Origin of the sequence: Micromonospora sp. NBS 11-29 (assembly GCF_002140155.1) — a bacterium.
Lineage (GTDB): Bacteria > Actinomycetota > Actinomycetes > Mycobacteriales > Micromonosporaceae > Micromonospora.
Genome location: NZ_NAPR01000012.1, coordinates 226,303 through 246,884 on the forward strand (window position 1 = coordinate 226,303; position 20,582 = coordinate 246,884).

Annotated in this window: 12 protein-coding genes and 3 pseudogenes; 5 read left to right on the top strand and 10 right to left on the bottom strand. The window is 71.7% G+C overall.

Annotated elements, in window-relative coordinates; translation table 11 throughout:
• The 7 genes and pseudogenes from B1205_RS15590 to B1205_RS33000 all read right to left on the bottom strand — a co-directional run.
• A pseudogene (locus B1205_RS15590) lies at window positions 1–1,122 on the bottom strand (hydantoinase B/oxoprolinase family protein); the annotation flags it as partial.
• A gap of 68 nt (window positions 1,123–1,190) precedes the next feature.
• Window positions 1,191–1,337: pseudogene (locus B1205_RS32995) on the bottom strand (hydantoinase B/oxoprolinase family protein); the annotation flags it as partial.
• The gene (locus tag B1205_RS15595) at window positions 1,334–3,385 is read right to left on the bottom strand and encodes a hydantoinase/oxoprolinase family protein (RefSeq protein WP_089156278.1); all 2,052 of its coding nucleotides are present in this window, start codon (window positions 3,383–3,385) and stop codon (window positions 1,334–1,336) included. The gene B1205_RS15595 and the pseudogene B1205_RS32995, both read right to left, overlap by 4 nt.
• A complete protein-coding gene (locus tag B1205_RS15600; RefSeq protein ID WP_089156401.1) occupies window positions 3,382–5,412 on the bottom strand; it encodes a dipeptide ABC transporter ATP-binding protein in 2,031 nt (676 codons plus the stop codon). Before B1205_RS15600 ends, B1205_RS15595 begins: the two co-directional genes overlap by 4 nt.
• A 2-nt stretch (window positions 5,413–5,414) precedes the next feature.
• The gene (locus B1205_RS15605; protein ID WP_089156279.1) at window positions 5,415–6,302 is read right to left on the bottom strand and encodes an ABC transporter permease; all 888 of its coding nucleotides are present in this window, start codon (window positions 6,300–6,302) and stop codon (window positions 5,415–5,417) included.
• Window positions 6,302–7,312 (bottom strand): ABC transporter permease, encoded by a 1,011-nt coding sequence (locus tag B1205_RS15610; RefSeq protein WP_089156280.1) that lies wholly within the window; start codon window positions 7,310–7,312, stop codon window positions 6,302–6,304. Before B1205_RS15610 ends, B1205_RS15605 begins: the two co-directional genes overlap by 1 nt.
• Window positions 7,313–7,327: 15 nt before the next feature.
• A pseudogene (locus B1205_RS33000) lies at window positions 7,328–8,928 on the bottom strand (ABC transporter substrate-binding protein).
• 358 nt (window positions 8,929–9,286) lie between these two features.
• Between B1205_RS33000 and B1205_RS15620 the strand changes: the two are divergent.
• Both B1205_RS15620 and B1205_RS15625 read left to right on the top strand, forming a co-directional pair.
• Window positions 9,287–10,585 (top strand): serine/threonine-protein kinase, encoded by a 1,299-nt coding sequence (locus tag B1205_RS15620; protein ID WP_089156281.1) that lies wholly within the window; start codon window positions 9,287–9,289, stop codon window positions 10,583–10,585.
• 87 nt (window positions 10,586–10,672) lie between these two features.
• Window positions 10,673–12,463: a vWA domain-containing protein gene (locus B1205_RS15625; RefSeq protein ID WP_089156282.1), complete on the top strand. Its 1,791-nt coding sequence runs from the start codon at window positions 10,673–10,675 to the stop codon at window positions 12,461–12,463.
• An 86-nt stretch (window positions 12,464–12,549) separates the two neighbouring features.
• On the opposite strand, the gene B1205_RS15630 is transcribed toward B1205_RS15625, so the two are convergent.
• Window positions 12,550–13,251: a hypothetical protein gene (locus B1205_RS15630; protein ID WP_140158064.1), complete on the bottom strand. Its 702-nt coding sequence runs from the start codon at window positions 13,249–13,251 to the stop codon at window positions 12,550–12,552.
• 175 nt (window positions 13,252–13,426) lie between these two features.
• Window positions 13,427–14,245 carry a hypothetical protein gene (locus B1205_RS15635; RefSeq protein ID WP_089156284.1) on the bottom strand — a complete coding sequence of 273 codons (819 nt, stop codon included), beginning with the start codon at window positions 14,243–14,245 and terminating at the stop codon, window positions 13,427–13,429.
• A gap of 23 nt (window positions 14,246–14,268) precedes the next feature.
• Here B1205_RS15635 and B1205_RS15640 point away from each other — a divergent pair, with 23 nt between their 5' ends.
• On the top strand, window positions 14,269–15,366 hold the full coding sequence (locus B1205_RS15640) for a DUF4037 domain-containing protein (protein ID WP_089156285.1): 1,098 nt from the start codon (window positions 14,269–14,271) through the stop codon (window positions 15,364–15,366).
• Here the strand turns inward: B1205_RS15640 and B1205_RS15645 are convergent.
• Window positions 15,354–16,403, bottom strand: a complete 1,050-nt coding sequence (locus B1205_RS15645) for a LacI family DNA-binding transcriptional regulator (protein ID WP_089156286.1) — start codon at window positions 16,401–16,403, stop codon at window positions 15,354–15,356. The genes B1205_RS15640 and B1205_RS15645 overlap by 13 nt on opposite strands.
• Before the next feature lie 165 nt (window positions 16,404–16,568).
• Here B1205_RS15645 and B1205_RS15650 point away from each other — a divergent pair, with 165 nt between their 5' ends.
• Window positions 16,569–18,923, top strand: a complete 2,355-nt coding sequence (locus tag B1205_RS15650) for an AbfB domain-containing protein (RefSeq protein ID WP_089156287.1) — start codon at window positions 16,569–16,571, stop codon at window positions 18,921–18,923.
• A 103-nt stretch (window positions 18,924–19,026) separates the two neighbouring features.
• Window positions 19,027–20,562 carry a ricin-type beta-trefoil lectin domain protein gene (locus B1205_RS15655; RefSeq protein ID WP_089156288.1) on the top strand — a complete coding sequence of 512 codons (1,536 nt, stop codon included), beginning with the start codon at window positions 19,027–19,029 and terminating at the stop codon, window positions 20,560–20,562.
• Window positions 20,563–20,582 lie beyond the last annotated feature (20 nt).

Consider the following 20,582-nt stretch of genomic DNA (forward strand, 5'->3'; position numbering starts at 1 on the left):
GCCCCGGAACCGGCCCGCGCCACCGGAGTCGGCACGGATCTCCCAACGTTCGAAGAACATCCCGGTCCTGGCCTCCATCACCTCGATCGGGGTGCCCCGGCCGGTGCTGCCGGAGACGTGGGTGGCGGCGTCCATCCCGTCGTGTCGCGCGGTGCCGCCCCAGCCCACCAGGTCGTTGTTGCTGACCGCGAACATCTGCCCGGTGTCCGGGTGCAGGCCGACCATCATGAACCCGGGCACGTCGCCGCCGGAGGAGGCGGGCAGCCGGTCCGGCATGCCCTGCGCCAACGCCTTCAGGATCAGCTCCACCGCGACGATGCCGGTCCAGAGCGTGAACGTCGGCTGTGGATAGACCGCGTGGAACAGGCTGCCCGGCTCGGCCCGCACCTCCAGCGGCGCCACCGTGCCGGCGTTCGACGGCTCGTCGCGCGAGGTCAGCGACTTCAGCACGACCTTGCAGATCGCCTCGGTCGCGCCGAACGGCATGTTGATCGGCCCGCGGGTGGCGGCGGCCGAACCGGCGAAGTCGACGACGAAGCGCCCGTCGGCGATGGTCACGGTGACCCGCATCCGCACCGGGTCGTCGGTGATGCCGTCGTCGTCCACCCAGTCCTCGGCGGTCCAGGTGCCCTGCGGCAGGGTCGCCAGCGCCGCCCGGGTGCGGGCCTCCCCGTCGGCGATGATCCGGTCGACCGCCTGGTACACGGTGTCCCGGCCGAACTTCTCGATGATCTCCAGCATCCGGCGCTCGCCGGTACGCAGCGCGGCGATCTGCGCGTGCAGGTCGCCCAGCACCGCGTCGGGCATCCGCGAGTTGAAGCGGATCAGCTCGTGGATCTCCCGTACCGGCCGGCCCCGGGAGACGACCTTGGTGCCCGGGAAGATGAGCCCCTCCTGGTGCATGTCGGTGGAGTCGAGCACGTAGCCCGGGTCCTTGGCGCCCAGGTCCATCCAGTGCGCACGCACGCAGAGGAAGCCGACCAGGTCGCCGTCCGCGTCCGGGTCGGCCGGGTCGGGCCGGAACACCGGGGCGAACAGCGTCGCGTCGTACGCGTGCGCCGCGTTCCAGTACGGGTAGTTGAGCAGCACCACGTCGCCGCGGTGCAGGTTCTCCCGACCCACGTACTCCANAAGTCGTTCGCGCCGAGGAAGAACGTCAGCCCGGTGGCCTCGGCGACCAGCCGCAGGTCGGCGTCGTACATCGACAGGCCGAAGTCGTGCACCTCGTAGATGACCGGGTTGAAGGAGGTGCGGATGAGGGTGGCCCGCATCTCCTCGGCCGCCGACAACAGATAGCTGCGGACGACCTCGACCCGGGCTCCGTCCAGCGCGGTCATGCGGCCTCCTCCAGGGTGACGAGCAGGTATCCGTGGTCGTCGACGGTGACCCGCTGTCCGCTGGGCACCACCGTGGTGGAGGTGCCCTCGTCGATCAGCGCCGGTCCGTCGAAGGTGTCGCCCGGCTCCAGGGCGGCCCGGTCGTAGACCGCGAACGGCACCACCGCGTGCCGCCCGAAGTCGTAGGCGTCCCGATGGGTCAGCAACGCCTGCGACGGGTCGCCGTCGCCGCGCGCACGGGTCTCCAGCTCGGGCCGGTCGGTGTGGCCGATGCCGCGCACCCGCAGGTTGAGCAGCTGCAACGGATTGCCCATGGTGTGGCCGTACCGGGTGCGGTGCGTCTCGTCGAACGCGGCGCGGATCGCGTCGCGGTCCAGCTCACGCCCGACGGTGACCATCAGGCTGTGCTCCTGGCCGAGGTAGCGCAGCTCGAACTGCCGCTCCAGCACCGCCTCGCCGGCCGGCACGCCCTGCGTCACCAGCGACGCGACCGCCTCGACCTCGACGGCCTTGAAGAGCTGCTCCAGCTCCGCCAGGTCCGCGTCGTCGAGCGTGACCATCACGGTACGGCTGAAGTCGTTGACGATGTCGGCCGAGAGCATGCCCCACGCGGAGAAGCCGGACGGGGCGAACGGCACGATCACCTCGCCGATGCCCATCTCCCGCGCCAGCAGCGGGGCCAGCAGCGGCCCCGCGCCACCGAACGCGAGCAGCGCGAACTGCCGGGGGTCGTGGCCGCGCTCGACGGTGATCTGCCGGACCGCGCCGACGGTACGGGCCAGCAGCACGTCGAACACGCCGGCGGCCGCGTCCGCCACGCTCAGGCCGAGCGGCTCGGCCAGTTGCTCGGCGATGGCCGCGCGCGCCTCGGCGTCCCGCAGCCCCATCGTGCCGGCGAGGAAGCGGTCCGGGTCCATGTAGCCGAGCACCACGGCCGCGTCGGTGACGGTCGGTTTCGTGCCGCCCCGGCCGTAGCAGACCGGACCGGGGTCGGCCCCGGCGCTCTGCGGGCCGACCTTGAGCAGGCCGTGGTCCAGCCAGGCGATCGAGCCGCCGCCGGCGCCGATGGTCCGGATGTCGTACGTGGGGATGAGCAGCGGGAAGTGCTCCAACTGGGCCTCGTACGCGGCCACCGGGTTGCCGCGCTCGATGACGCAGGCGTCGAGCGAGGTGCCACCGATGTCGAACGTGAGTACGTTGTCCCGGCCCAGCTCGGAGGCGACGTAGGCGGCGCCGACGATGCCGCCGGCCGGGCCGGAGAGCACGGTGTGCGTCGGTGCGGTCTTGGCGACCGCGCTGGTCATCGACCCGCCGCCGGACCGCATGATGAGGAAACGCCCGGTGAAGCCACGCTCGGCCAGCCCGGTCTCCAACTCGTCCACGTACCGCTCGAAGATCGGCCGGATGTACGCCTCCAGCACGGTGGTGCTGGTCCGCTCGTACTCCCGGTACTCGCGCACGATGTCGGTCGACAACGAGAGGCTGACGTCGGGGAACTCCTCGTGGATCAGGCGCGCGGCCGCCCGCTCGTGGGTCGGGTCGAGGAACGAGTGCAGGAAGCAGATGGCGATCGAGGTGACCTGCTGGTCCACCACGAGCGTGCGGGCGGCGGCCCGGACGCTGTCCGGGTCCAGCGGCTCCACCACGCGGCCCCGGTAGTCGAGCCGGCCCCGCACACCGGCGGTGAATCGGCGCTGCACCAGGCTCTCCGGCCGCTGGTACTGGAAGTCGTACATGTGGTCGGACGGCACGTTGCCGCGGCCGATCAGGAAGACGTCCCGGAAGCCCTCGTTGGTGATGATGCCGGTGCGACCGCCCCGGCGCTCCAGCACCGCGTTGAGGCCGAGCGTGGTGCCGTGGATGAACAGCTCCACCTCGCCCAGGTCGGTGCCGAGCGCGGTGATCGCGGCGAGCACGCCGTCCGCCGGCCGGGCCGGGGTCGTCGCCGCCTTGCGGAAGCGGACCCGGTTGGTGCGCGTGTCGAGCTCCATGGCGTCCACGAAGGTCCCGCCGATGTCGACGGCGAGCCGGATGGGGCGACGGGTCATGGCGTGACAGCCTGCCTTCCGATGAGGGCGGGAAGCTCGGGCACGCGCCAGCAGGCGGCCCGGCTCTCGCCGTACGACTGGAGCTCCTGCCGCTCCGATCGGCACCGGTCGGTGACGAACGGGCACCGGGCCGCGAGCGGGCACCCGGCGGCGGCGTCGGCCTCCTCCAGGTCCTTGACCAGTTCCACGCCCGCACCCTCGGACCCGGCCGTCGCGCCCAGGCGGGGGGCACTGCCCAGCAGCGCCCGGGTGTACGGGTGCCGGGGCGTGTCGAAGACGACGTCCACCGGCCCCTCCTCGACGACCCGGCCGAGGTAGAGCACCACGACGCGGTCGGCGAAACCCCGCACGGTCGCCAGGTCGTGGGAGATGAACACCGAGGCGCGGTCCGCGTCGGCGGCCACGTCGGCGATCACGTCGAGGATCTGCGCCTGGACGGTGACGTCCAGGGCCGAGGTGGGCTCGTCGAAGACGATCAGGTCGGGCTCGCCGACCAGGGCGCGGGCGATGCCGATCCGTTGCGCCTGGCCGCCGGAGAGTTCGTGCGGGTACCGCCGGAGGATCGCGCGGTCCAGCTCCATCCGGTCCAGCACCGCGGCGACGCGCGCGTCGCGTTCCGCCGCTGACAGGCCCGCGGCGCGCAGCGGCTCGGCGATGGAGTCGCCGACGGTACGGCGCGGGCTCAGCGAGCCGATCGGGTCCTGGAAGACGAGTTGGGCCCGGGTACGCGCGCGGCGCAGTGCCCGGCCCCGCGGCCGGGGTCGGCCGGGCTGCTTGACCAGGGCCTGCCCGGCGACGCTGACCGTGCCGGACGTGGGTGCGACCAGGCCCATGACGAGCTTCGCCAGCGTGCTCTTGCCGCAGCCGCTCTCGCCCACCACGCCCAGCGTCTCGCCCGGGCCGAGCCGCAGCGTGACGCCGCGCAGCGCGTGGTGCCCGCCGGAGCCGAACCGGCTGCGGTACACGACGTGCGCGTCCTCGATCTCCAGCACGGCGCGTTGCGGGACCGGCCCGGCGACCGCCGCGCCGCCCACCGGTGTGGCCGGCGTCGGTGGCGTGCCCGCGTCGAGCGGCCGGGTCTGCGGGTGGAAGCAGGCCAGGGACCAGTCGCCGGTCCCGGCGAGCGGTTCGGTGGGCGGTCGCCGGGACGCGCAGGTGTCGTCGGCGTGCGCGCAGCGGGCGACGAACGGGCAGTTCTCCGGCGCCCGGGTCAGCAGCGGCATGGTGCCCGGGGTGGCGACGACCGGCCGCCCGCCGACGTCCGGCACCGAGCGCAGCAGGGCCCGGGTGTACGGGTGCGCGGGCTCCCGCAGCACCTGCGCGGCCGGTCCGCTCTCCACCACCGTGCCGGCGTAGAGCACCACCACCCGGTCGCAGACCTCGGCGATCGAGGCGAGGTCGTGGGAGATCAGCAGCACGGCCCGCTCGTCGGTGTCGGCGGCGTGCCGGAACTGGCGCAGGATCTCCCGGGTCAGCGTCACGTCCAGGCCGGTGGTCGGCTCGTCGGCGATCAGCAGGCCGGGGGCGCATCCGGTGGCCAGTGAGATCATCACCCGCTGGGCCATCCCGCCGGACAGTTCGTGGGCGTACGCGTCCAGCCGCCGCTGCGCGCTGCGGATGCCGACCGCCTCGAACAGCTCGCGGGCCGCCTCCCGGGCCCGGTCGCCGGACATCTCCTGATGGGTCGTGAGCCGGTCGACGAGCTGCCGGCCGATGGTGCGGGTGGGGCTGAGCGCGCCACGCGGGTTCTGGAAACAGATCGCCGCTCCCCGCCCCCGGTGGGCGGCGAGCGCGGCGTCGTCCATCCGCAGCACGTCCGCGCCCTCGACGAGCACCCGGCCGGTGGCGTGCGAGCCGCCGGGCAGCAACCCGACGACGGCGCGCGCCACCATGCTCTTGCCGCCGCCGCTCTCCCCGACCAGGCCGACGACCTCGCCGGGTCGCACGGCGAAGCTCACGTCGCTGAGCGCGGCGACCTGCCGGCCGGGCCGCCGGATGGCCACGGAGAGGTTCTCGATCGACAGCATGGTCACCGCCGCTTCGCGTTGGCACGGTCCTGCAGGCCTTCGCCGAGCAGGCTGAACCCGAGGACGCAGACGAACAGGGCCAGGCCGGGCGGGACCGAGGTCCACCACCGGCCGCCGACCACGTCCGCCGCGCCCAGGCTGATCATCGCGCCCCACTCCGCCTCGGGGATGCTCACGCCCAGGCCGAGGAAGGAGAGCCCGGCCAGGGTAAGCATCGCCCAGCCGCAGTTCAGCGGTGCGATCACCCGCACCGGGGTGAGGCTGTTGGGCAGCAGGTGCCGCCAGAGCACACCCACCGGCGACGCCCCGGAGGTGATCGCGGCGTCCACGAACGGCAACTCCCGCAGCGAGCGCACCTCGGCGCGGACCAGCCGGGCGTACGCCGGCGCGTTCACCGCCGCGATCGTGATGATCAGGTTGACCGTGCCGTTGCCGAGCAGGGCGGCCACCGCCAGCGCCAGGATGAACGTGGGGAACGACTGGAAGATGTCGACCACCCGCATCAGCACGTCGTCGAGCCAGCCGCCGACGTAGCCGGCCACCAGGCCGAGCAGGGTGCCCACCACCACCGCGAGCGCGACCGCGGCCAGGGCGATGCCCAGGTCGAGCCGGGCGGCGTGAAGCACCCGGCTCCAGATGTCCATGCCGTTGCCGTCGGTGCCGAGCAGGTGGTCGCCGCCCGGGGCGACCAGGGTGTTCGCCGGGTCGATCTCGGTCTCGCCCCACGGGCTCAGCAGCGGCGCGAAGACCGCCACCAGCGCGACCAGCGCGAGGATGGTCGCACCGACGATGATCATGCGGCGGGCGAACCGGCTCTCCCGGTCGCCGCCGGCGACGACCACCGGCGCGGCTGCGGTGTCACCGCTCGCGGCGGTGCGCGACTCGGCCATCAGAGCCTCACTCTCGGGTCGAGGATCGCGTGGACCACGTCGGCGATGAGGAACACCAGCACGTAGCACAACGCGATGAGCAGCACCGACGCCTGCACCACCGGGTAGTCCCGGTAGAGCAGGCCGCGCAGGGCCCACTGGCCGAAGCCCTGCCACGAGTACACGTACTCGACGAGCACGGTGGAGCCGATGGCCGTGCCGAAGACCAACGCCGCCAGCGACGGCAGCCGGACCAGCGTCGCCCGCAGCAGGTAGCCGCGGTGCAGCGTCCGGTCGCGCAGCCCGTGCGCCTTCGCCGCGGCGTACGACTCGGAGTGCAGCACCTCCAGCGCGGAGGCCCGGACGCTGCGCAGCAGCGGTGCGACCACGCCCACCACGAGGGTCAGCACCGGCAGCACCAGGTACGCCGTGGCGGAGGCGATCGCCGGCCCGTTGGCGGTGAGGACGGCGTCGACGAGGTCGGCGCCGGTCAGCGGGGTGAGGTTCGTGTCCGGGTCGACCCGCCCGTTGGGTGCCGGGAACCAGCCGAGGATGCTGTAGCCGACCAGCACCAGCACCAGGCCGAGCCAGAACTCCGGGACGGAGTTGCCGGCCAGGGCGAACATCCGGACGCTGTGGTCGCCGACCCGGTTGGCCCGCTTGGCCGACCAGATGCCCAGCGTGGTCGCCACCACCAGCGCGATGGTCACCGAGATGACGACGAGTTCCAGCGTCGGCCCCACCCGTAGCGCCATCTCCGACCCCACCGAGCTGCCGCTCTGGATCGAGGTGCCGAAGTCGCCGGTGAGCAGTCCCCCGAGGTAGTCCAGGAACTGCTGCCACAGCGACCGGTCCAACCCGAAGCGGGCGCGGGCCGCGGCGGCGTCCTCCTCGGTGGCGTTCGGCCCGAGGATGCTGCGGACCGGGTCGCCCGGCAGCACCCGGACCAGGAGGAACGCCAGGAGTACCACACCGAGCAGGACGGGGATCAGCTGGAGCAGTCGCCTGATGACAAACCGGAAGATTCGCATGGGTGGGTGACGTCCCTAGGCCGACGCGCTCAGGTAGCGCAGGCGGGCGAGGCCGTCCATCGGCTGCACCCAGCCGGCGACGGCCTCCCGGACGGGCAGGTTGAAGTTGGGCTGGCAGATGACCACCCACGGCACGTCGGCGGCGAGGATCTCCTGGACCCGCTTCCAGAGCGCGTTGCGGGCGCCCGCGTCGACGGTGGTGTGCGACTTCTCGTAGATCTGCTCGATCTCCGGGTTGCTGTAGTTGGAGTAGTTGAGGTTGGCGCCCTTGACGAAGCTCGTGGCGAGCATGTACTCGACGTCGTCCACCCAGAGCTGCCCGGAGGTGATCTGCAGCGGGATGTTCTTCTTCGTCCGCCGCTCGCCCAGGGTGCCCGGGTCCAGCGGGGTGAGCTTGAGCCGGATGCCCGCCTTCGCCGCCTCGCCCTGCACCTGGACGGCGATCTTCTGCTGCTCCTCGTTGTCGGCCTCGAAGACCAGCTCGGAGTCGAGCGACGCTTTCCCGGTGGCGGCCATCGCGGCCTTCGCCTTGTCCAGGTCGTGGGTGAACGGGTAACCGGTCTCGTCGTACCCGGGCATGTCCAGCGGCACCGGGCTCTTGGCCGCGCGGGCGTCGCCGCCGTATACGTTGCTGATGATCTGCTCGTAGGGCACCGCGTAGGCGAGCGCCCGGCGGACGTTCACGTCGTCGAACGGCGCCGCGGTGACCGACATCTGGATGGCGACCTGGCGGTTGCTCGCCGCCGAGATGACCTTGATGCCGGAGGCCTTCTTGAGGTCCTGGATGTCGCGCTGGCTGATGCCGAGCGCGATGTCGATGTCGCCGGCCTGCAGTTGCAGCCGCTGGTTGGACGCGGCCGGCACGACCGAGATCCGGATGGTCGGCGTCCTGGCCGGGTCCGGGCCCGGGTAGCCGGTGTTCGCGCTGAGTTCGATCTCCTGGCCCTGGGTGGCCTTGGCGACGTTGAAGTAGCCGCCGGTGGGCGGGTTCTTCGCGAACCACTCCTTGGCCCACGGGTCGCTGGCGCTGGCGTGCTTCTTGGCCTCGACGGAGTCGAAGACGTACAGCGAGATCGCCTGGATCTGCCGGGTGAGCGCGCTGGGGAACGCCTGGTGGAACTCAACCGTGTAGTCGTCGACGNGGCCTGGGCGGCGAACGCGCGGTCCTTCGACCACTTCACGTCGGCGGCCTTCATCTCGTTGCCGCTGGCGAACTTCACGCCACGGCGCAGCTTGAGCGTCCAGACCTTCTGCTCGGCGTCGGGCTCGAAGGACTCGGCGAACGTCGGGGTGACGTTCTGGGTGTCGAGGATCCGACTGCCGCCGGCGTCGGTGACCCCGTAGTCGACCAGATACGGGAAGACGTTCTTGTAGAGCATCAACGCGGTCAGGTCGAAGCCGACGAAGTCCTGGTCCCAGCTCGACAGGTAGCTGGAGACGGCGATGCGCAGCGTCTTGGCGGCGGGGCCGCCGGACTTGCCGTCCGCGGACTTGTCGCCGCTGTCCGCGGCGCAGGCGCCGGTGGCGAGCAGGAGCGCGACGCTGCCACCCAACTGCAGGACACCGCGGCGGGAGAGCGCGGGCGAGGAGGCGCCCGGACGAGGTGAACGAGCCATGAGTAGTCCTCCCGGAGGCACGAGGCAGATGGCCCGAGCAGCGGACCCACCTGGTGTTCTACCGGATTTAGCAAGAGTGAACAATAGGGTGAACGACGTTCACTGAGACGCGGCCGAATCGAGATGATGACGCTGACGAGCTGCGGCACTGCCCGCGCAAGCCACGTTCACCAAAGTTCACACAACTGTTACTCCGGACGCACCCGAGGTCGCAGCGTCGATCTTGCCGGCGCCGCCACCACTTCCACCGTCGGCGGGCCTCGACCCCGGTCGGACGTCTTCGGTCGTCGGCGGCGACATGGCACGATGACCGTGTCCTGCGCCGCCGGTGGCCGGGCACGACGCTGATGGAGTCGGAATGTCAGAACTGGCCGGCACACCGGTGCCAGGATTGACGAAGCTGTGGACCCACGATCCGCTCACCGCCGGCCGGTATCGGCTGGTCGGCCGGCTGGGCGCGGGCGGACAGGGCGTCGTCTATCTCGGTGAGGACGACGCCGGCGACCGGGTCGCGGTGAAGATGGTCAACGTCGACCTGAGCGATCCACGGGCGCGGTCGCAGTTCGTCAAGGAGATCGCCGCCGCACGCCGGGTCGCGCCGTTCTGCACCGCGCAGGTGCTCTTCGCCGAGGTCGACGGCGAGCGGCCCTACGTAGTCAGTGAGTTCATCGAGGGCCCGACCCTGCACCGGCACGTCCGCGAGCACGGCCCGGTCACCGGCAACGCCCTGCACCGGCTCGCGGTCGGCACCGTCACCGCGCTCGCCGCGATCCACAGTGCCGGCGTGGTGCACTGCGACTTGAAGCCGGACAACGTGGTGCTGGGCAAGGACGGCCCGCGGGTGATCGACTTCGGCATCGCCCGCGCGTTGGGAGTCACCGAGACGGCGTCCAGCCGGATCATGGGGACCACCGCGTACATGGCGCCCGAGCGGTTCCGCAACGACACGATCGGGCCGCCCTGCGACGTCTTCGCCTGGGCGGGCACGATCGCCTTCGCCGCCGGCGGTCGGCCGCCGTTCGGCAACGACTCCCTCTTCGCCGTGATGCACCGGGTGCTGAACGACCCACCCGACCTGCCCGCCCTGCCGTCCGTACTCGACGAACTGATCCGGGAGTGCCTGGCCAAGGACCCGGCGGATCGGCCGGACGCCGAGCGCGTGCTGGTGCGGCTGCTCCGGCAGGACGCCACGGTCACCCGGCCGCTGCGTCGGGAGAGCCTGCTCGAGTTCGGCAACGAGACCGCGGGCGCGCCGACGCCGAACCACCCGCTCCCCCAGGTTCCGCCGACGGCGCCGCAGCCGACGCCGACCCAGCCGGTCGTGCCGGCTCAGGCCCGGCCGGCGGCACAGCCCGCCCAGGCCCAGCCGATCGCGCCGGCCCAGGCCCGGCCGACGCAGCCGGCACACCCGCCGGTGCCGGAGCCCGGCGTCGGTGCCGACCCCGGCGGCGCGCTGCGGCGGCTGCGCCACGAGGCCGTCGACGCCTGGGGCATCTCCACCGCGCTCTTCCTCGGGTCGGCCGGCGCCGCCGCCGGCTACGTCGCGTCGAGCGCGCCCGGCCCGGCCGCCGCGGCCGGGGCGGCCGCCTTCGTCGTGGTCTACCTGGTCCGGCTACTGGTCGCGACGGCGCTCGGGGCACGGTCCGACCGCGGGTGACCGGGGTGCGGTGGGGGCCTGGGTCGCCGGGTGGCGCCGGATCGCTAGGTTGACTACCACCACCCGCCCGCCGAGGAGGACGCCCCGATGACCCCATCCGCCACGCGTAGGAGGCAGTGGCTGCCCTACACCGCCGCCGTCACCGCCGGGCTCGTGGTCATCGCCGGGGCGTTCGTGTTCGTCCGGCAGCGCGAAGCGGGCGGCGAGGGGGGCCACACCGACTGCGCCACCACGCTTGAGGTCAACTCCTCCACCGAGAAGGCGGCGCTGCTGGTCGAGTTGGCCGAGCGCTACAACCGCAGCGACCGGTCGATCGAGGGCGGCGGCTGCGCCCGGGTGCACGTCAGCGCGTTGAACTCGGGCAAGGCCACCGAGGCGCTGGCCACCGGCTGGACGCAGACCGGCCTGCCGCAACCACAGGTCTGGCTGCCGACGTCGAGCCTGTGGACCGGCCAGCTCCGGCTGCTCGACGAAGCCGCCGGGCGGGCCCCCCAGACCCCGGACCGCTACCCGTCGATCGCCAACAGCCCACTGGTGATCGCGATGCCGCAGCCCAAGGCCGAGGTGCTCCGCCAGCGCGGCCCGCTGGGCTGGGGAGAGATCCTGGGCCTGTCCGGACGCGACGGATGGGCGAGCTTCGGCAAGCCGGAGTGGGGCCGCTTCACCTTCGGCAAGGACAACCCGAACCAGTCCACCTCCGGGCTGGCCGCCACCATCGCCACGTACTACGCGGCGGTGCAACGGTCCAGCGACCTGACCCGCGCCGACCTGGCCGACCCCGCGGTCACCCAGTTCGTCCGCCGGATCGAAGCCAACGTGTCGCACTACAGCGACGACTCGGTCGACCTGCTGCGCAGCCTCGCCGAGGCGGACCTGGCCGGCGGGGCGGGCAGTACGGGCGACATGAGCGCCATCGTCCTGCAGGAGGAGCTGGTGGACCTCTACAACACGGGTGCGTTGAGCCCTCGGCAGGACGGGCAGGAGCGGGGCCGCCGGCCGAACGTGCCGCTGGTCGCCGTCCATCCCAAGGAGGGCACGTTCAACCTGGACCACCCGTTCGTGGTGCTGCCCTCCGCCGACGAGCGGCAGCGCGCGGCCGCAGCCGACCTCCGGGCATTCCTGACCGAGGACGCCCAGCAGGCGAACTTCGTCCGCCTCGGCTTCCGGGACCACGAACGCCGAGCCTCGGCGGGGCTGCTCGCCAGCGTCGGCGCCGAGCCCACCGGCGGACTGACCTACTTCGAGCCCCCGGACCCGCGGGTGGTCGGCGCGATGCTGGACGGCTGGCGCACGCTCCGCAAGAAGGCCAACATCCTGATCGCCCTGGACACGTCCGGGTCGATGCAGGCGATGGTCGGCAACCGTACCCGGTTCCAGGTCGCCTCCGCGGCGGCGGGCAAGGGCCTCGCGCTGCTCAACACCGAGGACCGGGTGGGGCTCTGGTCGTTCTCCTCGGAGACCCCGAAGCGGCCGAAGAGCCCCTACCGGGAGGAGGTCCCCCTCGGCGGGTTCGACCAGAAGCGGATCAACAGCAAGATCGCCGGCCTGCATGTCGAGGGCAGCACCGCGCTCTACGCGACGGTCCGGGCCGCACACCGGGAGCTGCTCGAACGGTACGACCCGCAGCGGATCAACGCGATCGTCGTGCTGACCGACGGCAAGAACGAGTACAACCGGGACAACGACCTGTCCCGCCTGCTCGCCGAGGTCGCCCTGGACCCGCAGCGCCCGGTGAAGGTGTTCTGCATCGCGTTCGACCGGGAGTCGGACTTCGCCACCCTGGACCGGATCGCCAAGGCGTCGTCGGGCAAGGCCTTCGACGCCACCGATCCCGCCCGGATCGACGAGGCGTTCGTGAAGCTGGTCAGCAGCTTCTGACGGACGTGCCCCGGCGGTGACCGGCCCCGGCGCGGACACGCCGGGGCCGGTCACCGGTCACCCGCTTCGATAATCCTCGGCCGGGATCAGCCGCAGCGGCGGAAGGCGTCGGTGGTGCCGGCGGTGGTGACCACACCGGAACCCTGGTCGAGAACGACGATGATGGCCGGCTCGGTCAGGCCGGAACGGCACCGGATGTCCGCGACGTACTGCCAGCCGGGGATCGCGCCACTGCTGTTCGCGGTCAGCGACCCGAGCGAGTACGGGCCGACCGTGTTGATCCGCACCGCGTAGAAGCGTACCGGCTTGTTGGCGGAGAGCCCGCTGCCGTTGGCGTACAGGTACCCGCCGAGCTGGTGGTTCGAGGTGATGACGGAGACGCCGCCCGGTGGCGTCGCGCCCGGATCGACCAGCCGGAAGGGCGCGTTGGCGTTGTCGCTGTACGCCCGGTCACGGCTGGAGGGAACCACGCAGACCAGGTCCGACGGACGCGTCTCCCGCCACACGAAGCCCGACTTGCAGAAGCCGTTCGACTCCCGGCGCGACGGGCCCAGGGCGTTCTCGGTCTGGGTGTCGGTCCGCGTCTGCGAGGTGACGCAGACCTGGTCACCGGGCACCGCCTCGCGCCAGACGTAGCCGCTCGCGCAGGTGTACGGTCCCCACGGCAGGTCCGCCGCCTGCGCCGGTGCGGCGACACCCAGCACGCCGGACAGCAGCGCCACCGCCGCGAGCGCCTGCGCCAGCCGCCGCCATCCGGAACCCGTCGCCATCTCTCCCATTTCGAGCACGTGCCCTCCCGGGGGTTGGTCGGTGAGTCCCTCACGTCTGGGCCTCTGTGCCGACCGGGACATTCGACCGCGGTCCCCGACTTCGGGAAGAGCCTTCCGGTTGGTTTCCGACAGTGCCGAAAGGTGACGGCGGCGGTCCGACCACAGCGTCCTCGACGTGAGTCGCGCCTGCTCCTCACGTCAGCTCGATGACGGGCCGGGTCAGGATCTCGTCGGCGTAGCCGTCGGCGGAGGCCAGCCACTCACCGAAATCCCTGTCCCGGTAGGCGGTGGCGAGGGTGAGCCAGCCCAGGAAGAATCCGCTGCCGCCACACGTCGTGCTGCCGCCGTCGCCGCCACACACGACGGTCCGCTCGGTGGTGACCTCGTGCCGGTACGGATCCTGCGCGATCGCCAGGCCCCACAGGTTCGTCTCGCGGTGCGGGCCGGTCTCGTAGTCGAACGGGTAGCCGTCGTCGGGGCTCTCATCACCCCAGCGGAAGAGCGTCGCCGCGCCCGCCCCACACGCCCACTCCCACTCGTCCGGGGTGGTCGTCCGCAAGCCCAGGTCGGCGAGCCCGGCCAGCGCCTGGTCATAGCGCATCCGAGGGTCGTCCGGCGTCGGCGAGATCTCACAGGGGTCGAACGCGTCCACCGCCACCAGCATCGCGGGGATCTCCACCGAGCGTTCCGGTGACGTCATCGCGTCGACGTACTCCGCCAGCGGTGGAAGGCCGAACTCGCTGGCGCTCTCGGCGTAGCTGTCCACCTGCTCCGGCGCGGGCCGGAACCGGGAACCGTCGTAGCCGAGGGTCGGCCGGCCGCCGGGCACGAGGGCGAAGCGCATCCCGTCCCGGTCGAACAGCGCGGTCCGGTGCGACCGGTTCGCGTGGACCGTGTCCGTGAACCCCACGAGGGTCAGGTCGTGCCGGCCGGCGATTTCCTGGGCGAGCCGGCGAGCGGTGTCGTCCGGCCGGTCGTTCCACTGCGCGAAGGTGAGGTCGGCGTGCGTCACCGCGCAAGGATAGGGGTGCAAGGATGCCGGGTGTGTCCGTGGACTTCATCTCCGGCATCGAGTTGTCCCGCCGCCTTCACGACGACGCGGTCCGGCCCCTACTGTCTCGTCACCTCCCCGACCTCACCTACAGCGCGGCGTTGCTCGGCGCCGGGTCCGAGGTCCTCGGCTTCGACACCCGGCGGTCCACCGACCACGACTGGGGTCCGCGGCTGTTCCTGTTCCTCACCGCCGACGACCTCGCCCGCCACGGAGGCCGGGTCGACGACCTGCTCAGCGAGCGGCTGCCCGCCACGATCGCCGGTTACCCCACCAGCCTGGTCCCCACCGAGCACGGCACCCGGCACCTGCGGCACACCACCGGACGTGTCCGGCACGGCGTCGTGATCGCCGAACTCGGCGAGTGGCTGACCGGTCACCTCGGCTTCGACCCGCTGACCGACGTCACCACCCGGGACTGGCTCGCCACCCCCACCCAGGTCCTGGCCGAGATCACCGCCGGCGCTGTGCACCACGACGGGCTGGGTGTCCTGCGCGCGGCGCGACGGGCGCTGGCCTGGTATCCCGACGACCTGTGGCGTTACGTGCTGGCGTGCCAGTGGCAGCGCATCAGCCAGGAGGAACACCTCGTGGGCCGATGCGGCGAGGTCGGTGACGAACTCGGCTCGGCGGTCGTGGCCGCCCGCGTGGTGCGCGACCTCATGCGGCTGCGTCTGCTGATCGGCCGGACCTACCCGCCCTACGGCAAATGGCTCGGCACCGCTCTCGCCCGCCTGCCCGGCACCGATCATCTCGCCGCCACGCTGACCGCCGCGCTGGCCGCCGACAACTGGCGCGACCGTGAGAACCACCTCGTGACCGCCTACGAGACCGTCGCCGCCCGGCACAACGACCTGGGCCTCACCGCGCCGGTCGATCCGCGTGTCCGGTCCTTCCACGACCGGCCGTTCCGGGTGCTGCACGCGGAACGCTTCGCCCGGGCGCTCGTCCTCAGCATCGCCGACCCCGCCCTACGCGCGCTGCCGCTGACCGGCGCCATCGACCAGTTCGTCGACAACACCGACGCGCTCGGCGACCGGGCCCGATGCCGCGCGATCGCCGATGCCCTCTACCCGCGATAGCCACGTATCCGACGCCGAGGTGCAACGCTCGGTCGAGGACCGGTGCTCTCCCGTTCGACGAGGTGGAAGGCGGGTTGCAGGTGCGTCGGTGGGCCCTGCTCACCCTCGATCCGGGCCACCAACCGCCGGACCGCCGACCGGCCGATCTCTCGCTTGTCCGGGGCGACGGTGGTCAGTGTGGGATTGCTGAAGCGCCCTTCCTCGATGTCGTCGATGCCGACCACCGCCACGTCGTCGGGGACTCGCACCCCGGCCCGGGTGAGCGCTCGTAGGGCGCCGATGGCGGTCAGGTCGTTGTACGCGAGCACGGCATCGGGCGGGCTGTCCAGGGTCAGCAGGTGACGCATGGCGTGCTCACCGTCCGCCCGACCGAACTGCTCGGTGGATGCGACGAGCCGGAGGTCGAACGGGATCCCGGCCACGGCGAGGGCCTCCCGGTAGCCCCGGATGCGCAGGTGCGCGGACTGCCGATCGTCCCCCGGTGGTGCGCCGACGAACGCGATCCGCCGGCGGCCCAGCGCGACCAGGTGGGCGGTCGCCGTCCGACTCGCCGCGACGTTGTCGATCGCGACGTGGTCGTACGGCACGTCGTAGACCCCCTCACCGATCAACACGAGCGGCATCCGGGCCCGGCGGGCCAGCACCTCCTCCCGGCCGATCGCCACCGGGCTGAGGATGAGCCCGTCGATGATGTGTCGCTGCGCTCCGTCCAGAAGCGTCAGCTCTTCGCCGCGCTCGGCGGCGGTGTTCTCCATCAGCAGCGTGTATCCGAGACCAGCGGCCTCGCGGATGGCCATGTCGGCCAGTTCGGCGAAGTACGGATTGGTCAGCTCGGGAATGGCCAACGCGATCAGTCCCGTACGTCCGCGGCGCAGGTGCCGTGCGCTCAGGTTGGGGGTGTAGCCCAGCTCGTCGACGGCCTGCTGTACGCGCTGCCGGGTGCGCTCCCCCACCGGTCGGTAGCCGTTGACCACGTTGGAGACGGTGGCGAGGGAGACTCCCGCCCGCTGGGCGATGTCCTTGAGGCTGACACCCATGCGCCGTTCCTCCCTCCCGAGCCGATGCGGCATCGTATATCGATCGATGGGCATTGACTGATCGTCCGTCCGGGCTCTATAACGTTATACGGATCGCCCGGAAAACCCACCGCCAGCCGCCAGCGGCGCAGGCTCGGCCCTGACGGCCCGTCCGATGGAGACGGCATGACACGTCCCGATCCCGTCCGCCTCGCCGCACCCCTCCTGACCGTTCTCACCCTGCTCGCCGGTCTGCTCATCGCGCCGGCCGCGCCGGCGCGCGCCGTGCCGGCCAAGAACCCGCCGCTGACCACGCCCTGGACCGCCCAGGCACTCACCGGCACGCCCCTGCCGGACTACCCACGGCCGCAGATGACCCGGTCGGACTGGCTCAACCTCAACGGCGAATGGCAGCTACGCCAATCCGCCACCGACGACGCCCCGCAGTTCGGCACCGACCTGCCGGAACGGGTCAACGTGCCGTTCCCGGTGGAGAGCGCGCTGTCCGGGGTGCAGCGCGCCGCCGGCGACAACCGCAACTACCTGTTCTACCGGCGGACCGTGACGGTGCCCACGGGCTGGAGCGGACGCCGGGTGCTGCTGCACTTCGGCGCCGTCGACTGGCAGACCACCGTCTGGGTCAACGGCGCCGCGGTCGGCGGCCACACCGGCGGCTACGACGCCTTCACCTTCGACGTCACCGCGCAGTTGCGGGGCGGCGCGAACGAGATCGTGGTGAAGGTGTGGGACCCGACCGACAGCCGGCAGAACGGCAGCCTGCCGCCGATCGGCAAGCAGACCAAGCAGCCCGGCGGGATCTTCTACACCCCGAGCTCCGGCATCTGGCAGACCGTCTGGCTGGAGCCGGTGCCGACGGCCTCGATCAGCAGCGTCGACCTCTATCCGAGCCTGGCCGACAACACGCTGCGCGTCCGGGTCTTCACCCGGGGGGACGTCAGCGGTCACACCGTCCTGGCCGAGGCGCTCGACGGCACCACCGTGGTCGGCTCCGCCACCGGCGGCTTCACCGAGTTCAAGGTGCCCGTGCCGAACGCCCGCCGCTGGTCGCCCGACGACCCGTTCCTCTACCACCTGCGGGTCACCCTGCGGAATGCCGCCGGTGGCCAGGTCGACCGGACCACCCACTACTTCGGCATGCGCGAGATCAGCACCGGCGTGGTCAACGGCGTGCTGCGGCCCAAGCTCAACGGCCAGTTCGTCTTCCAGACCGGCACGCTGGACCAGGGGTTCTGGCCGGACGGGCTCTACACCGCGCCCACCGACGCCGCGCTCGCCTTCGACCTGCAGAAGCACAAGGACCTCGGCTTCAACATGGTGCGCAAGCACATCAAGGTCGAGCCGCAGCGCTGGTTCTACCACGCCGACCGGCTCGGTCTGCTGGTGTGGCAGGACGTGCCGTCGCTGACCGCGCAGGACATCAACGCGACCGACGCGCAGCAGGCCCAGTTGGAGACCGAGGCCCGCGAGATCGTCGACGAGCACCGCAGCTCGCCGGCCCTCGTCACCTACACCGTCTACAACGAGGGGTGGGGGGAGCGTGCGCTGGCCGACACCCGCCGGGTCGCCCAGAACGTGAAGAACCAGGACCCGACCCGGCTGGTCAACGCGCACAGCGGCTACAACTGCTGCCAGTCGTTGGGCAACCCCGGCAACGGCGACATCGACGACTGGCACGTCTACCTGGGGCCGGACTCGCCGGCGCCGTCGAGCGGCCGGATCGCCGTGCTCGGCGAGTTCGGCGGCCTGGGCCTGCGCGCGGCCGGGCACGAGTGGAGCCCGAACGGCAGCTTCTTCGCGTACGAGTGGCAACCGAACTCCACCGCGCTGACCGACCGCTTCGTCGGCCTGGTGCAGGGCACGCAGAACCTGATGCTCGGCAAGGGATTGAGCGCCTCGGTCTACACGGAGATCGCCGACCAGGAGGGTGAGCTGAACGGCTTCCTCACCTACGACCGGCAGGTGGTCAAGATGGACCAGGCCCGGGTACGGGCCGCCAACCTGGCCCTGATCAACGCGTCGAAGTCGATCGGCAGCGCGGCGCCGGTGGCGCTGCCGGTGAACACCCGGCGATCCTTGCAGGTGACGACCCCCGGGTTCACCAACCGGTTCCTGCGGCACCGGGACAGCCTCGCCTACACGGAGATCGTGGACGGAAACAGCTCGGCGCTGCTCAAGAACGACGCCACCTACACGGTCCGGGCGGGTCTGGCCGACGCGGCGTGCTATTCGTTCGAGTCGGTCAACTTCCCCGGGCAGTTCCTCCGACACCAGGACTCACGCGTACGCAACTCGCCGAACGACGGCTCGGCGCTGCTCCGCGCGGACGCCACCTGGTGCGCCCGGGTCGGGGTCAGCGGGAGCGGGGTCTCGTTGGAGTCCTACAACTTCCGCGGCAGGTATCTGCGGCACTACAACTCCGAGGTCTGGTTGAGCAACGGCACGGGCGGCGAGGCGTGGAACTCACCCGCGCTGTGGGCCGCGGACAGCACCTGGAACGTCACCACGCCCTGGGCACCCTGACAAAGACCGACGTCTATTGACAAAGGATGTTTACGGTTTCACTCTGAGAGCGCTCTCTCGCGCCTCGTGCACGGCGCGACACCGGATCACCGGAAGGAGTTCGATGCTCAGGACCATGGCACTGCTCACCGCCGCGACGCTCGCGCTACCGATCTCGGCCGCCGCACCACCGGCGGCTCCCCCCGCCCCCCGGGCACAGGCGCAGGCGTCCGGCCTACCGGCCGGCATGGCCGAGGCGATGCGCCGCGATCTGCACCTGACCGACGACCAACTCACCGCCCGCCTCACCGCCGAGGCCGCCGCGGCCGTGGTCGACCGACGGCTGCGCTCCCGCCTCGGCACCCGGTACGCCGGCTCGTGGTTGGACACGAGTGGCCCGCTCACCGTCGCCGTCACCGATGCCTCCGCCGCCGCCACGGTACGGGCCGAGGGCGCCCGGCCCCGGCTCGTCCCCCGTACGCTCACGGGCCTCACCTCGGCCCGCACCACGCTGGACCGGCACGCGCGCAACCACCCGCCCGGCGCCGCCGTACGCGGCTGGTACGTGGACACCGCCGCCAACGAGGTCGTGGTGCGGGTCGCGCCCGGCCAGGAGCGCGCCGCCCGGGACTTCGTCGGTGGCAGCGGCCTCAACGGCGAGACCGTCCGCTACGTGACGGCTGCGGACGCGCCACGCCCCCTGTACGACATCCGTGGCGGCGACCAGTTCGTCATCAACGGCAACGTGCTCTGCTCGGTGGGCTTCGCCGTCACGGGTGGCTTCGTCACCGCCGGACACTGCGGTGCCACCGGCAGCCCCACCCGTGGATTCAACAACGTGGCGCAGGGCACCTTCGCCGGATCGTCGTTCCCGGGCAACGACTACGCCTGGGTCCGCACGAACGCCGACTGGACGCCACGCCCCTGGGTGAACAACTACGCCGGTGGCAACGCTCCCGTCGCCGGCTCCCGGGACGCGGTGATCGGCAGTTCGGTGTGCCGGTCGGGACGGACGACCGGCTGGCGCTGCGGCACCCTGCTGGGCCGGGAGGAGACGGTCAACTACGCGCAGGGCGCGGTCTACGGACTGAGCCGCAGCAACGCCTGCGCCGAGGGAGGCGACTCCGGCGGCGCCTGGCTCTCCGGCGACCAGGCCCAGGGGGTGACCTCGGGCGGATCGGGCAACTGCACGTCCGGCGGCACCATGTGGTTCCAGCCGGTCAACGAGATCCTGGGCGTCTACGGGCTGAGCCTGGTCACCACCGGCGGTGGCGGCACCGGCACCCGGATCATCAGCAACTGGAACAACAAGTGCATCGACGTGCCGAACTCGAACTTCGCCGACGGCATCCCCCTGCAGACCTGGAACTGCAACGGTACGGCGGCGCAGAGCTGGACCTTCACCGGCGGCAGCCTGCGTACGCAGAACAACATGTGCATGGATGTGGCCTGGGGCTCTCGGGACAACGGCGCGGTCATCCAGATCGCCACCTGCAGCGGTAACGCCGCCCAGCAGTTCGTGCTGTCCGCCGCCGGGGACCTGGTCAACCCGCAGGCCAACAAGTGTGTCGACATCAAGGACTGGAACGGCAACGACGGCGCGCGGTTGCACCTCTGGGAGTGCGGCGGCACCGCCAACCAGAAGTGGCGCACCGGCTGAACCGCAAGCCCGGTGACGGC